This is a genomic window from Caulobacter sp. CCH9-E1, assembly GCF_001556515.1.
Taxonomy (GTDB): Bacteria; Pseudomonadota; Alphaproteobacteria; order Caulobacterales; family Caulobacteraceae; genus Caulobacter.
This window is the reverse complement of record NZ_LSJA01000052.1, coordinates 1-15,245: the sequence shown is the minus strand read 5'-3', so window position 1 is coordinate 15,245 and position 15,245 is coordinate 1. Positions and strand designations below refer to the sequence as shown.

General features: G+C 67.8%; 11 protein-coding genes and 1 tRNA gene. 9 read left to right on the top strand and 3 right to left on the bottom strand.

Features of this window, described 5'->3' with window-relative positions:
• Positions 1–13: 13 nt before the first annotated feature.
• Entirely contained in the window at positions 14–244 is a 231-nt protein-coding gene (locus AX690_RS02630) for a hypothetical protein (RefSeq protein ID WP_066685000.1), read from the top strand.
• Between the two features lie 14 nt (positions 245–258).
• Here the strand turns inward: AX690_RS02630 and ggt are convergent, their stop codons facing one another.
• Positions 259–2,001, bottom strand: a complete 1,743-nt coding sequence (ggt, locus tag AX690_RS02625) for a gamma-glutamyltransferase (RefSeq protein ID WP_066684982.1) — start codon at positions 1,999–2,001, stop codon at positions 259–261.
• Between the two features lie 252 nt (positions 2,002–2,253).
• On the opposite strand from ggt, the gene AX690_RS02620 reads away from it, so the two are divergent.
• Positions 2,254–2,330: transfer RNA gene (locus tag AX690_RS02620), tRNA-Arg, on the top strand.
• A gap of 169 nt (positions 2,331–2,499) precedes the next feature.
• Here the strand turns inward: AX690_RS02620 and AX690_RS02615 are convergent.
• A complete protein-coding gene (locus tag AX690_RS02615; RefSeq protein ID WP_082769460.1) occupies positions 2,500–3,138 on the bottom strand; it encodes a GNAT family N-acetyltransferase in 639 nt (212 codons plus the stop codon).
• 27 nt (positions 3,139–3,165) lie between these two features.
• On the opposite strand from AX690_RS02615, the gene AX690_RS02610 reads away from it, so the two are divergent.
• Positions 3,166–3,456, top strand: coding sequence for a hypothetical protein (locus tag AX690_RS02610; RefSeq protein ID WP_066684976.1), 291 nt, complete (start codon positions 3,166–3,168; stop codon positions 3,454–3,456).
• 26 nt (positions 3,457–3,482) lie between these two features.
• Here AX690_RS02610 and AX690_RS02605 read toward each other — a convergent pair whose 3' ends face one another.
• The gene (locus AX690_RS02605; protein WP_066684974.1) at positions 3,483–4,106 is read right to left on the bottom strand and encodes a phage tail protein; all 624 of its coding nucleotides are present in this window, start codon (positions 4,104–4,106) and stop codon (positions 3,483–3,485) included.
• Between the two features lie 360 nt (positions 4,107–4,466).
• On the opposite strand from AX690_RS02605, the gene AX690_RS02600 reads away from it, so the two are divergent.
• The 6 genes from AX690_RS02600 to AX690_RS02575 all read left to right on the top strand — a co-directional run.
• Positions 4,467–10,757, top strand: coding sequence for an autotransporter domain-containing protein (locus AX690_RS02600; protein ID WP_066684971.1), 6,291 nt, complete (start codon positions 4,467–4,469; stop codon positions 10,755–10,757).
• Positions 10,758–11,251: 494 nt separating this feature from the next.
• Positions 11,252–11,575: an STAS domain-containing protein gene (locus tag AX690_RS02595; RefSeq protein ID WP_255357047.1), complete on the top strand. Its 324-nt coding sequence runs from the start codon at positions 11,252–11,254 to the stop codon at positions 11,573–11,575.
• Positions 11,572–11,937: a response regulator gene (locus AX690_RS02590; protein WP_066684967.1), complete on the top strand. Its 366-nt coding sequence runs from the start codon at positions 11,572–11,574 to the stop codon at positions 11,935–11,937. Before AX690_RS02595 ends, AX690_RS02590 begins: the two co-directional genes overlap by 4 nt.
• Positions 11,934–13,892, top strand: coding sequence for a chemotaxis protein CheA (locus AX690_RS02585; protein WP_066684965.1), 1,959 nt, complete (start codon positions 11,934–11,936; stop codon positions 13,890–13,892). Before AX690_RS02590 ends, AX690_RS02585 begins: the two co-directional genes overlap by 4 nt.
• A 13-nt stretch (positions 13,893–13,905) precedes the next feature.
• On the top strand, positions 13,906–14,394 hold the full coding sequence (locus AX690_RS02580; RefSeq protein ID WP_066684963.1) for a chemotaxis protein CheW: 489 nt from the start codon (positions 13,906–13,908) through the stop codon (positions 14,392–14,394).
• Between the two features lie 17 nt (positions 14,395–14,411).
• Positions 14,412–15,245, top strand: an 834-nt coding sequence (locus AX690_RS02575; RefSeq protein ID WP_156449539.1) for an MCP four helix bundle domain-containing protein, incomplete at its 3' end; no start/stop codon positions are given.

The following is a 15,245-nucleotide window of genomic DNA, read 5'->3' as shown; positions in this document are numbered from 1 at the left end:
CTGGGAGGATGCGATGACGACCACCTGGACCATCGCGGTGAAGCTGGGCGCCTCGCCCGAGCTGGCGCCCATCCACGAGATCACCGTCGAGGCGCCGGACGCCCCGACCGCCCTGCGCCGCGTGGCGGCCATGGTCGCTGTGCAGGAAGCCGCCGACGCCGAGCTGCTGATCGACGGCCAAGAGGAGGTCTTCTCGCGCGCCGAGGTCGAGGCGGGCCTGGAGGAGCACCAGGCCCGCACCTGAGATGGGCGAGAGGCCTAGAGGCCTTTCGCGATCCCCTCACGGCGCGGATCCGCGCCGCCTTCCAGCATATTGCCCGTGCGGACGATCACGCCCTGCAGGCCCGAGCCCTCGATCTGGCCGACCTTGACGTTGACGCCCCGCGCGTTCAGCGCCGCCAGCATCTCGGGCCCGAACAGGTCGGCGTCGCCGGAATAGGTCTCGCCCCGCGCCACGACGTTAGGCAGCGACACGGCCTGCTGCATGTTCAGGCCCCAGTAGAACACGCCGACCATGGCCTTCAGATTGTAGGACAGGATGGCGTTGCCGCCCGGCGAGCCGACGGCGGCCAGGAACTTGCCCTTCTTGTCCAGCACGATGATCGGAGCCATCGACGAGCGCGGCCGCTTGCCGCCCGCGATCGCGTTGGCCGCCGGGGCGCCGTCCTTCTCCTTCGGCGAGAACGAGAAGTCGGTCAGTTGGTTGTTGAGGAAGAAGCCGCCCACCATCCGGCCGTTGCCGAACAGGCTCTCGACCGTGGTGGTCATCGACACGACATTGCCCTGCGGATCCACGACGACGAAGTGAGTGGTGCCGCCCGGCTCGTGGGTCATGTCGATCCCGACCTTGGGCGCGCCCTTGGGCTTGCCGAACGGCGGCGCGGCGCCGGCCTTGTCGGTGATCAGCTTGGCGCGTTCGGCCACGTATTGGGGATCGAGCAACCCCTCGACCGGCACCGTCACGAAGTCCGGATCGCCGACATAGCGGTCGCGGTCGGCGTACATCACGCGCTCGGCCTGGGCCAGCAGGGTCCAGGCGACGGGATCGGTCGGGCCGCGCTTGCCGATGTCGGTGTGCTCCAGCATCCGCAGCGCCTGGATCACGGCCAGGCCGCTGGATTGCGGGTTGGGGACGCACACGGTGTAGACCTTCCAGGGGCGGCAAAGGGCCGGTCCCGAGCGCGGCTTGTAAGTCTTGAGGTCTTGCAGGGTGATGCTGCTGGGCAGGTCGCCCTCGCGCAGACGGTCGACGATCGCCTGGGCGATCGGGCCTTCCAGCAGGGCGGCCGGGCCCTCGGCGGCGATCTTGCGGACCGTCGCGGCATAGGCCGGATTCTTCAGCACGTCGCCGGCCTGGTAACGGGTCCCATCCGGCTTGGTGAAGTACTTGACCGCGTCGGGTTGCGAGGGCTGCGGGGCGCGGGTGCTACTGATCATGCCGGCCAGGCGCGGGCTGACCACGAAGCCCTCGTCGGCCAGCTTCTCGGCGTCCTTGAACAGGGTGTTCCAGGCGACCTTGCCGTGTTCCTTCTGGGCCATGGACAGCATGGCCACCGCGCCGGGCACGCCGGTCGAGCGGCCGGACAGAAGGGCCTTCACGAACGGCAGCGGCTTGCCGTCCGTATCCAGGAACATTTCGGGGCCGGCGCCGCCGGGGGCCTTTTCGCGGCCGTCATAGGCGGTCACCTTGCCGGTCTTGGCGTCGTAGAAGACCAGGAACGCGCCGCCCCCCAGGCCCGAGCTCTGCGGCTCGACCAGACCCAGGACCGCCTGGATCGCCACGGCCGCGTCCACCGCGCTCCCGCCGTCGCGCAGGACCCGGAGGCCCGCCTCGACCGCCAGGGGATTGGCCGCGGCGACCATGCCCTTCGAGACGGGCGATGTGACCGCGGGCCTTGGCGTGGGCATGCCCAGCGCGATGGACTCCGCATTGGCGGCCAGCGGCGCGAAGGTCAGCTGTAGGGCGGCGGAAAGGGCGAGCAGGGAAGCGAAGCGACGCATACGGATCCTCAGGCAGACGACGAGGGACGACCTGCCCGCCGTCCCGGAGGACTCCATGGACACCAAGGATGCGGCTCTGTCACGCCCAGATAAGCTGTGAGGGGCTTTATCGATCATGCTTTGAGCGTCGCGGGGGCAGCCCGTGCGAGACACCGAACGCCGTTGCGCCAACTTTTCGAAATTATCCTGAAAACCGGGCTTGCGTCCCCGGAAGGGCTGGGCTATCTCCCCCGCCTCGCCGCAAGGCAGTGCGCGCCCGTAGCTCAGCTGGATAGAGCATCAGACTACGAATCTGAGGGTCGGACGTTCGAATCGTTCCGGGCGCGCCATTTTCTCCAGGCATCGTTGAAGGCGTTGCGGTCCGATATCTCGGGACCGCGTTCCGGCGACTGGCGCTCCGGACGGAGTGGTCTTTCAGCGCCCACGCTGCAGCGCCCGTTCCTACGCCGGCGCGCCATTCGATCCGCGACGCCGCCGCCACGGGGGCGGCGGCCCTGATCACGACGGGGCTGATTTCGAAGCTCTCCAGCGCATCAGGCTGTGGCTGGGGAAGGCGGAGGTCTCCTCCTCGAACCCAGATCGCGCATAAAGAGCCCGTGCGCCGTGATTGGTCTTCTCGACATAGAGAGTCACGGCGTCGGCGCCGGCCTGGATGGCCGCATCCTGGATCGACCGGATCAGAGCGCCGCCGACGCCCGCGCCCCGCGCCCTGACCAGGAGGCTCAGGTCTATCGCTCTCCATTCGGGCTGGCTGCGATCGAGGTAAAGCCGACCGATCGCCTCCTTGCCGCCGTCGGCGCCGATCCGCTCGATCAGCCAGAAGTCCGCGTTGGGATTGCGCTGCAGGTAGTGCAGGTGCTGCAGGCTGAACTGGTCCGCGATGAAAGCTTGCTTCTGCGCCTGCGACCATGGCGAAGCGCTCAGGTTCGCGATGCGCGTCTCGCCGTATAGCCTCAACAGAAACGGCAGGTCCTGGTCTCGCGCCGGACGCAGCGCGATGTCCGGCGCAACACTCAGCGCGCGCGACTTGGCGTTCGGAAAAGGAGGGAGGCCGGGAAGGGGGGAGCGTGCGAACGGGGCGTGGCTTGCGCCAGCCGGCGCAACGTGATGATTTTGCACGTTAGAGTACGATTTCATCACTTTTCTCGCTTAAGGGGAAGCTTCTTGCGACTGCTGACGCCTGATGATTTCGAGCCTTGGCTTGGACGCCAGGTGCGCATCAATACCTTGCCACAGCCGGTCGAGGTGCTGCTGGCCCGCGTGGAGCGGATGCCGCGATTGATCGGCTTCGATGTCCGCGAGCGTTTCCGGCTGACCTTCGAGGCCCATCCGAGCGTCCTGCTCTTGGACACCACCTACGAGTTCGACTGTGGTCGTGGCGGTCCTCACCCGATCCACATCAGCCAGATCACGCCAACCCCCAATGCGCGCCGGTATCAGGCGATCTTCACCTGACCCGGCGCGCTTGACTGCGGATTAGATCACGGTTGCTCGGGCCAAATGCCGACCGACGCAATGATCGTCGTCACGGCCAGATAGGGCTGCATGATCGAGAAGGCTTGGTTGGCCCCCGCAGTCCCGATCGCGATAGTGGGCGGCGTGTAGCTGGCGTTAACCTGAAGGCCGCCAAGGGGAACCGGCGTGCCTGAGGTATTGGCCGGAATATAAAGCACCGGCGCGGTGTCTTGTTCTAGGACGGTCCCCAGGTGCGCCCCGGGCGTGGGCTGGGGCGTTTCGTCCGCCGCGCTCACGCCGGTCATCGCCATCATGGCTCCGTTCACGGTTACGGCGCCGCCTAACACAGTCGGCGTATGCGTGTGGATCGGCAGGTTCGCCTGGGTCAGGGATTGCTGCTCAACGCCACCTTTGTCGCCTGGCTGCCGAGGGGTCAGTCCCGCGCCGTTTCCCGTGCCGATGAAGGCCCGCCCCTGCGCGTCAGGCAGGCAGAAATTTGACGTGCCGTTTCCGCCAAAGCGGTTGCCCAGAAGGGCGAACAGCGCCTGGTTCTGGCCGACTTGCAACTGCTGCCCCTTGCAGGTCAGCCAGTTGACCGGCGCATAGGCGAAGCCGACCTGCATGATCTGGCCGATGAATGGATCCGACATCAAAACCTCCCTGTGGTTTGTCTAAAGGGGCATCCCCAAAATGGGGACGCGCCTGACGGCGTCTCTCTGGAGGTCTGGAGGGGGCCGAAACGCTACGCAGCACTTGTCCAGGGGTCTCCTGTGTGCGAGCCTCGCTACAACCGTGGGGCGAATTTCAGCTTCGGTATGTGATAAAAAGCACATCACGGCCAGGGCGCGGCCATAATAAGTAAGCTAATCGCGCCTAGGCAGACACGATTGCCTCCGCGAGAGTTTCCGCGTTAGTTCTCGGCGTTAGGCGCGTGCGCGCCGACAGTATCCAGTCAAAAATTCTTGCGACAGCCGACGATTTTACTCGGTGTCGCGCCGCTGGGGGAAGTGATGTTCGCGAAGATCGGTCGCGGGCTTAGCGCGGCGTGCGCGAAGTCGATCCGTCGTGTTCATGGCGTGGCCGCCGCCGTCATGCTGGTGGCGGCCGGCCTGACGCCGGCCGCAGCGCTTGCACAAAGCGCAGGTTGCATGGCCGTCAACGACGGGGCGATCGATTTCACGGCGAAAATCGTCAGTGGAGACCCGCGACAGCCGGAAACGACCTCTGTCGCCACGTCCTCCGCGTATGCCCTTTCGATGATCAAGGCGACGGCGGGTTACACCGACAACGTCGCGACCACGTTCGTTCCCGGGGTGTTGCCGTTCACGACCGGCGATCGAATCGATTTCACGGCGAACGTCACGCAGTATTCCAGCTCCTCCGGCGGCGTGCGTATCCGCTTCCGCATCAATAACAGCGTTATCGGACTTCCCGCCGGGGCGCGGGTGACCCCGGACGCGCCCGGCGTCGGCACGTACACTGGCTATTATACCATCGCCTCGGGGCTGACGGGCATCGGCCTGTCGATTGACCACCCGACCCAGAGCTCGACCACCAGCATCACCGCGACTTGCACCCCCTATGTGGATTCCGGTCTCACGCTCGGCGTCTCGATGTCGCACAGCGGCACGCCGCAACAGGGCGGCACGGTCGACTACACCATCACGCCCAGCGCAAGCGGCGCCGCCACCGGTTCGAACCTGACCCTGACGTTCAGCCTGCCCTCGGGCCTGAGCTACAACTCCGGCTCCGGTTCGGGCTGGAGCTGCACGTCCACGCGCTGCATCTATTCGAACACGATCGCCAACGGCGCCAGCGGCAATCCGCTGACCTTGCGAGCGAACGTCGCCGCCAACGCGGCGACGAGCCTGACGCCCAGCGTGACGCTCTCCGGTGGCAACTCGGGCAGTTCCGCGACCACCAACGACCCGACAACAATATCCGTGGTCCAGACCCCCGCCTCGGTCACGGTCGCGGGCGGCAACAACCAGACCGCCTCGGCGAGCACGGCTTTCACCACGCCGCTCAGCGTGACGGTGCGGGACGGCTCGAACGCGGTGATCCCAAACACCTCCGTCACGTTCGCGGCGCCGGGCTCCGGCGCCAGCGGGACGTTCTCCAATTCCAGCAACACCATCACCGTGACCACCGACGCTTCGGGCGTCGCATCGGCGGGGACGTTCACCGCCAACGCGACGACGGGCAGCTATTCGGTGACGGCGACGGCCGGTTCGGCGTCGACCAGCTTCAGCCTGACCAACAGCGCCGCGGTCACCCCGCCGACGGTGACGGGGATCTCGCCGACCTCCGGATCGACGGCGGGCGGGACCTCGGTGGTGATCACCGGGACCAATTTCACCGGCGCGACGGTGGTGCGTTTCGGCGCTACCGACGCATCGGGCTTCACGGTCGACAGCGCGACCCAGATCACCGCGACCTCCCCGGCGGGCGCGGCGGGGGCCGTGGACGTCACGGTGCAAACGCCTTCCGGAACCAGCGCGACCAGCGTCGCCGACCAGTTCACCTACGTCGCCGCTCCGGCGACGCCCACGATCGCCAGTTCGCCGGCGTCGCTGAGCAACAGCAGCAACGCGACCTTCCAGTTCAGTCTCGCCTCGGGGACGGCGGAATGCGCGATCGACGGCGGCGCCTTCTCGGCCTGCACGAGCCCGAGGTCCTATACGGGCCTGGCGGACGGCAGCCACACCTTCCAGGTCAAGGCCGTCAATTCGGGGGTCTATAGCAGCGCCGCCAGCTACAGCTGGACCGTGGACACGACCGCGCCGGCCGCGCCCGCGGTCACATCGCCGGCCAACGCCTCCACGCGCGGGGTTTCGCAGAAGGGCGTCTCGGGGACCGCCGAGGCCAACAGCACGGTGACGGTCTATCTCGACGGCTCCGCCGACGGCACGACCACGGCCGATGGCTCGGGCGCGTGGAGCTACACGCTCACGGCCCTGACGGCCGCCTCTCACACGGTGAAGGCGCGGGCGACCGACGCCGCCGGCAATACGTCGTCCGACTCCGCCACGAACACCTTCACGGCGGTGGCGGCGCTGGCCGCGACCCAGGCGGTGTCCTCGATATCGACGACGGTCAACGCCGCCCTGACGACGGTCCAGCCGGTGACCACCAGCGGCGGCCAGGCCCCGATCACCTATGCGTTGAGCGGCGGATCCCTGCCCACCGGCCTGTCGTTCAGCGCCGCCACCGGGCAACTGTCCGGCACGCCCACCACGACGCTGTCGGCGACGATCTTTACGGTCACCGCCACGGACGCCCTGTCGCAGACGGCCTCCCAGACCTTCAGCCTGACGGTCGCCAGCGCGGCCCAGACCATCAGCTTCCAGTCCTCGGCGCCAGCGTCGGCGGTCGTGGGCGGAACGACCTATACCCCCTCGGCGACCGCGACGTCGGGGCTCAGCGTCACGTTCACGATCGACGCCAGCAGCAGCGCGGTCTGTACGATCTCCGGCGGCGTCGTCAGCTTCACCGGCGTGGGGACCTGCCGGGTCAACGCCGACCAGGCGGGCAGTGGCGCCTATAGCGCCGCGCCGCAGGCGCAACAATCGTTCTCCGTCGGCGCGGGAACCCAGACCATCAGCTTCACCTCGACGGCCCCCGCGGGCGCCAAGGTGGCGGGGGCGACCTACACGCCCGCCGCGACGGCGACGTCGGGATTGTCGGTGACCTTCAGCATCGACGGCGGCAGCAGCGCGGTCTGCGCGATCTCCGGCGGCGTGGTCAGCTTCACGGGCGCCGGGACCTGCGTGGTGAACGCCAACCAGGGCGGCAACGGCAGCTACGGCGCCGCGACCCAGGTTCAGCAATCCTTCAGCGTCGCCAAGGGCGATCAGACGATCACCTTCGGCGCCTTGTCCAATGTCGCCATCTCGGCCTCGCCCGTGACCCTGAGCGCCACCGCCGGCTCCAGCCTGGCCGTGGCCTTCACCAGCACCACGACCAGCGTCTGCACCGTTTCCGGGGTCACCGTGACCTTGGTGGCGCAGGGAGCCTGCACGATCGACGCCAACCAGGCCGGCGACACGAACTGGAACGCCGCGCCGACTGTCAGCCGCAGTTTCACGGTGATGCCGGCCACCCTGGCGCTGTCGACCGGGGCGGCCGGGACGACCAAGGTCGGCGTCGCCTTCAGCCAGGCGAACACGGCGACCGGCGGCGTCTCGCCTTACCATTTTACAGTCAGCGCCGGCGCCCTGCCGGCGGGGGTCAGTCTTGACGCGAGCACCGGAGCCGTCAGCGGCACGCCGACGACCGCGGGGGCGTTCAGCTATGCGGTTTCGGTGACGGACTCCAACAGCCCGACGGGAACGGTCGCCGGGACGACGGTGTCCGGAACGATCGCCAAGGGGACGCAGACCCTGAGCTTCACCTCGACGGCGCCGACGAACGCCAGCGTTGGCGGCGCGACCTATACGGTCGCCGCGACATCCAGCGCCAGCCTGACGCCCGCCTATTCGATCACCGTGGGCGGCGGCAGCGTCTGCACGATCAGCGGCGCGACGGTCAGCTTTGTCGCGGCGGGCAGCTGCGTGGTGGCCGCCGATCAGGCCGGGAACGCCAATTATGATCCGGCCGCGACCGTGACCCAGACCATCGCCGTGGCCGCCGCGCCGATCGCGGCCGCCAAGTCTGGCGTCGTGGTTCCCTTCAACAGCACAGGTCTGGCCATCGATCTGAGCGCCAGCATCACCGGCGGCGCGCATACGTCGATCGCCGTCACGACCGCGCCCGCTCATGGGACGACGACGATCGCGGGCGACGTCGTCACCTATGTTCCGACAAACGGATATTTTGGCGCCGACAGCTTCGCCTATACCGCGACCGGTCCGGGCGGCGCGTCCGCTCCGGCCACCGTGAGCCTGACGGTGGGAAACCCCGCCGCGCCCAGCGTCGCCAACATCAGCGTGGATGTCGTCTTCAACTCGACGGGCCAAGCGATCGGCCTGCAGGCGACGGGCGTCTTTACGGCAGTGGGGATTGAGTCCGCGCCGGCCCATGGCGCCGTCACGCTCAGCGGGAACACCGCGACCTATGTCCCCGAGGCCGGCTATTTTGGCGCGGACAGCTTTACCTATACGGCGACCGGTCCGGGCGGCGTCTCCGCCCCGGCCACCGTGTCGTTGACCATCGCGCCGCCCAGCGCGCCCACCGTCAGCAACGGCAGCGCGGAAGTGTTCTCCAACGATACCGGCCAATCGATCGGTCTGGCGGTCTCGGGGGTCTATACGAGCGTGGTGCTGGTCTCGGCGCCGAGCCACGGCTCGGTGACGATCAGCGGCGCGACGGCGATCTACACGCCCGCCAGCGGCTATGTCGGCGCCGACAGCTTCAGCTTCGCGGCGGTCGGTCCGGGCGGAACGTCGGCGGCCGCCGGCGTCAGCATCACGGTCCTGGCTCCGCCTCCGCCGCCGACACCGCTGCCCACCAACGTCAATGCGGCGGGCGCCTCTGTCGAAGGCGGCTCCTCGGTCGACGTCAATCTCTCCACGCTGGTCGTGGGCGTCTACGACACGCTCGAAATCGCGACGCCGCCGAGCAACGGCACGGTGACGCTGATCGGTCCCGGGGGGGGCTCGATCGCCTCTCCGCGGGCCGGCCGCGCAGCGCCGACCGAGAGCAGCGGCGGGTGGACCGCCGTCTATTCTCCCAAGCCCGGCTTCATCGGCAAGGACAGCTTCCAGTTCGTGGCCATCGGCCCTGGAGGCCGTTCCGAACCGGCGACCGTGACGATTCTGGTCGGGGTGAGCCTGCCGGTTGCCCAGTCCAAGACCGCCAAGGCCGCCGACGGCCAGACCGTCTCCGTCGACCTTCTAGCCGGCGCGACGGGCGGTCCGTTCACGGGCGCGGAAATCGTGGCGATCACGCCGGCCAACGCGGCCAGCGCGAAGATCGTCAAGGGCGGAACGGCCGATGCGCCAACCTACAGGCTGGACGTGACGCCGCGGACGCGTTTCTCAGGCGAGGTTGTCGTCGGCTATCGCTTGCTGAACGCCTTCGGCGAGTCGGCGCCGGCGACGGTGACCGTCACCGTCATCGCGCGACCCGATCCGTCGCTCGATCCCGCGGTGCGCGCGCTGTCCGACACGCAGGTCGAGGCCGCTCGCCGCTTCGCGCGCTCCCAGACCGCCAACTTCATGGACCGCGCCCAGCAGCTGCATGGCGGCGGAGGCGGCGACGCCATGGCGATCCGGCTGAACCCTCGCGACCTTTCCGACCCGCATCACGACGGCCTGCTGGCGGCCCGCGACGATCAGTTCGGACTTGCGGATTGGCGGCGCGGACCGGGCGCGAGCGATCGGGCGGCGGGCCAGGACGAAGAGCGCGATGTGGCGACGGGGCGTCTCGCCTCGCCCCGTGGGGGCGCCCCGCTAGGACGAGGCGACCAAGCCGCCCCCACGTCCGACGACTCCGAGGACGGCGACGGGCAGGGCGGTCCGCGCGCGGTCGGCAAGGTCGCGCTGTGGACCGGCGGCGCGATCGAGGTCGGGACCATGGATCGCCGCAAGGGACGGGCCAAGATCACCCTGTCCAGCTCGGGCCTGTCGGTCGGCGCGGACGTCAAGCTCGCGGAATGGGCGACCGTCGGCGTCGGCGGCGGATACGGCGAAGATGTCAGCCGCATCGACTCGGGCGCCGCCCGGGTGCGGAGCGAAACTCAGGTGGCGGCCGCCTATGGCAGCTTCCAGCCGCTTCAGACCGCCTTCATCGACGCCGTCATCGGCCACGGCAAGCTCGACTACCGCACCCGCCGCGCCGTCGAGGCCAACGGCATGACCGCGCTGGGTCGGCGCAAGGGCGACATGACCTTCGGGGCCTTGTCGTTCGGCGTCGATCGAAACGACGCGGGAATCCATTGGTCGAGCTACGGCCGTTTCGAATGGCTGAAGGGCGACCTGAACGCCTACGCCGAAACCGGCGCCGATCGTTACGCGCTCCGCTTCGACGCGCGCGACGTTCAGTCCATGACGGGGACATTGGGGGCCAAGCTCGAGTTCAAGCGCGATCTGCGCTTTGGCGTCGTCACCCCGCGTCTCGGGATTGAATGGCTGCACGAGTTCCGCGGCGTCGGCGCCCAGGGGCTGGACTACGCCGACATCGAAGGCGCCTCGAGCTATCGGATTTCGACGATCGACTGGCGTCGCGAGCAGTACCACCTGTCGCTCGGCGGACGCCTGGTGACGCCATCGCGTTGGATGGTGGACATGGAGGTCGGGTATCGCGGCTCAGCGGGCGAGGGCGTCGGCCAGTTGCGCCTGCGCGTCGTCAAGCCGCTGTAAGGGCGAATTGGATTTAGTCCGGGAGCGGACGGTTTTCGCGGCCCGTCGCGATCTCTCGGGTGATTGCAGGCGCGACGGAGCAAGTCGCGCCCGGCTCTCTGGCGCGCCATTCTCCTTTAGGCCTTCCGACGGCTCAAGGTCGCGCCGGCCATGCGACCGCGCACGCGGAAGACGTCGTGTTACCGATTTTGAGTATCGAGCGGGCGCGTAACGCCCCAACCGCTCCGCCCGTTCAGGGTGATGCTTGATAAGGACGTAAACACCTGTATTAATTAGAGATTTTATGATTTCTAGGCCAGGGGCGAAACCAGCTTGGCGTTCGGTGACTGGAGCCATCGCCGCAGGGGGCTGTGACATCGCGTCGCGCGTGGCGGAATGTCACCGCCGCCTAGGTTGATAAATTTACCTCAATTTAAGGTCGGAGCCCTCAAGTTCATATCCAGAATTAGGGCCCGTACATAACGCGGGTATATTTTCTTGGGCGCGGGGGTGTTGTGTCCAGAATTTCTGAATATTTGGTCAGCTTCTCGGGAAGTGTGACGGTTTCTAGTATCTCTGACGCCTACGCGATCCTGGTCGCGGGGATGGAGCAAGGCGACCCGGTTGTCGTGAACCTCGACGGGGTCGAGGACGCGGACTTGACCCTGGCTCAACTTCTGGAAGCGGCGCGCCTCACGGCGGCGGCCAGGGGCCAGGAGATCCGTCTGGAGAAGCCCGCCGAGGGCGCCCTGCTCCAGGTCCTGCAACGCGGCGGTTTCCTGGAGCCGGACGACTCCGACCGCTTGAACTTTTGGTCTGGGGGAAAGACACAATCATGAGCGCTATTCTCACCGTCGACGACTCGATCAGCATCCGCGCGGCGATCAAGATCGCCCTCAGCAGCGAAGGCTACGCCGTGAGCGAAGCCGGCAACGGCGCCGAGGGCCTTGAGAAGGCCTCCGCCGGCGGCTTCGACTTGATCATCACCGATCTCAACATGCCGGTGATGGACGGCCTGACCATGATCCGCGAACTGCGCGGGCGACCGGCGGGCGCCGGGGTGCCGATCGTCTTCCTCACCACCGAGTCCGACGCCGACGTGAAGGCCCAGGCCAAGGCGGCCGGCGCCACCGGCTGGCTGACCAAGCCGTTCGAACCCGACCAGCTGGTCCGGGTCGTCAAGAAGGTCCTCGCCAAATGAGCGGCCTCGATCCCATCGAGACGTTCCGGCAGGAGGCCCAGGAGCTTCTTGAGCAGGTCGAGCAGGGCCTGCTCGACTTGGCGCATCGTCCCGGGGATCGGGATCTGATCGACGCGGTCTTCCGCGGACTACACACTCTGAAGGGCTCGGGGGCCATGTTCGGCTTCGACGCCCTGGCCGCCTTCACCCATCACTGCGAGACGGCCTTCGACCGCGTGCGCAAGGGCGAGGTTCCGGCCACGCCGCGTTTGGTCGCCTGCGTCCTGGCCGCCCAGGACCACATGCGCGCCCTGGCCGAGGGACGCGCCGTGGAGCCCAGCGCCGGCGAGGCGCTGCTGGCCGACCTGCACGCCGCCGTCGAGGGCGGAGAGGCGCCCGACGCCTCGGCCGCGCCGGCCGCGCGCGTCTGGAAGATCCGCTTCAGCCTGCCCGCCGACGCCCTGGTCAACGGCGCCCGTCCCCTGCCGCTGCTCGACGAACTGCGCGAACTGGGCGAGTGCCGGGTCCGGGCGATCACGGACGACGTGCCGCTTCTGGAGGACTTGGTCCCCACCGAGTGCCATCTGGCCTGGGAAGTGTTGCTGACCACCCCGCATGGCCGTGACGCTATCGACGACGTCTTCATCTTCGTCATCGACGAGATGACCCTCGAGGTCGAGGAACTGACCGCGCCGGCCGACGCGGAGACGGTTACGAGCGAGAACGAGCCGGCTGTTACGGTCCAGGCCGAGAAGCCCGCCGAGACCGCCGCCGCCCAGGACACGCGCGCCGCGAAGACGGGCGGCGAGACCGTCCGCGTCCCCGCCGAGCGGCTGGACGAGATGATGGACCGTGTGGGCGAGCTGGTCATCGCCCAGTCCCGCCTGAAGCAGCTGGCGTCCTCCAGCCTCGACACCGCCCTGCGCGCCGTCGCCGAGGAGATCGAGCGCCTGGCCGCCGAGATGCGCGACACGATGATGGTCGTGCGCATGGTGCCGGTGATCCAGCTGTTCGGCCGTTTCCGTCGCCTGATCCACGACCTGCAGAACGACACCGGCAAGAAGATCGAGCTGCAGATCGAGGGCGAGACCACCGAACTCGACAAGACGGTGATCGAGCGCCTGGCCGACCCGCTGGTCCACCTGGTCCGCAACGCCGCCGACCATGGCCTGGAGACGCCCGAGCAGCGCTTGGCCGCCGGCAAGCCCGAGGCGGGCCTGATCCGCCTCTCGGCTCGACAGTCCGGAGCCGAGGTCCTGATCACCATTACCGACGACGGCCGCGGGGTCGACCGCGACCGGGTGCGGGCCAAGGCCGAGGAAAACGGCCTGATCGCCCCAGGTCAGGCCCTGACCGACAACGAGCTGCTGAACCTGATCTTCGCGCCCGGCTTCTCGACGGCGGCGACGATCACCAACCTGTCCGGCCGCGGGGTCGGCATGGACGTGGTCAAGAAGACCATCGAAGGCCTGCGCGGCTCGCTGGACATCACCAGCAACCCGGGCGAGGGCTCGGTGGTCTCGCTGCGCATCCCGCTGACCCTGGCGATCATCGACGGGCTGCTGGTCCGCGTCGGCGCCAGCCGCTTCGTGATCCCGCTGGCCAATGTCGAGGAATGCGTCGAGCTGTCGCCGGCTCAGGACCTGCGCTCGACCGGCCGCACCCTGATCACCCTGCGCGACGAGCTGGTGCCGTTCATCCGCCTGCGTGAGCAATTCAAGACGGGCAGCGCGCCCGATCCGCACCAGAAGATCGTCGTCGTCTCGACGGGCCAGGACCGCATCGGCCTCGTCGTCGACCAGATCCTGGGCGACCACCAGACGGTCATCAAGCCGCTGTCCAGCTTCCACGCCGACATCGGGGCCTTCTCGGGCGCGACGATCCTGGGCGACGGCGGGGTGGCCCTGATCCTCGACATTCCGGTCTTGGTCAATTTGGGCCAGCGCCACGACGCCCAGATGCGCGTGGCGGGCTAGGGGGGAGCGCGACATGAGCCAACACGCCATCGAGGCCCTGACCTTTGATCTGCAAGGCGAGACCTTCGCCCTGGAGGCCGGACTTGTCCGTGAAGTCCTGGACCTGCTGCCCGAGACCGAAGTGCCGGGCGCGCCGTCGTTCGTCGGGGCTGTGATAAATTTCCGTGGACGGATTATTCCGCTGGTCGATCTGCGCATCGCGTTCGACATGGAGCGCAACGATCCCACCATCGACACTCGGATCGTCGTGATCGAGCACCCGCTGGACGGCGAACCCGCCCTGATCGGCCTGCGCGCCGACAAGGTGCACGAGGTCACCACGATCACCGAAGAGACCACCGAAGAGGTTCCGCGTATCGGCCTGCGCTGGCGGACCGACTTCATCCGCCGGCTGGCCCGGCGCGACGGGGACCTGATCGTGATCCCCGACCTTGACCAGATTTTCGCCGCTAGGGGCCAAACGGCCTCGGTCACCCCTCTCCATACGAGCCAAGCCCGCTGAGCGGCTGGAGTGTTCCCATGCGTCTCACAATCAAGCTGCAACTCGCCGCCGCCTTCGGGCTTCTCATCCTCCTCCTCGTGGGCGGAAACCTGTTCGCCATGCGCGAACTGAACAGAGCCCAGGACAGCCTGGAAGGCGTGCTGGCCGCGCCGGTCAAGCGCATGGAGCTGGCCCAGGAAATCAACATTCGCCTGCTGAACATCGTCCGGGCCGAAAAGAACATGGTCCTGTCGGAGGATGTCGTCGACGTCCGCAAGTTCGAGGCCTCGATCCAGAAGGAGAAGGCGACCGTCGAAGGCCTTCTCGAAAAGGCCAAGAGCCTCGCCTCGGCCGAGGGCAAGCCGCGCTGGCTGGCGCTGGAGGCCGCCTACAACACGATGGCCGAGGTCCACGCGCGGGTCTTCGCCCTCGCCCTCGAGCACAAGGACGCGGAAGCCACGGCCCTGACCATGGGCGAGAGCCGCAAGGCCATCACCGAAGCCGTCGCCAAGGTCGACGAGCTGGTGACGCTGTCCAACGACCAGTTGAACCAGGCTACCGATGAAGCCGAGAAGGCGTCAAAGAGCGCGCGCAACCTGCTGATCAGCGTTTCGGTGATCTCGCTGCTGATCGCCGTCGCCGCCGCCGTCTACATCTCGACCGTGGTCAGCAAGGGTCTCGCCCGCGCTTCGGAAGCGGTCCGCACCGTGGCCGAAGGCGACCTGACCAAGACCGCCGAGGTCACCTCGCGCGACGAGATCGGCGATCTGCTGGGCCACGTGAACGTGATGATCGAGCGCCTGCGCGGCATCGTGGGCGACGCCATCGCCGCCTCGGACAACGTCTCGTCGGGCAGCCAGGAGCTGTCGGCG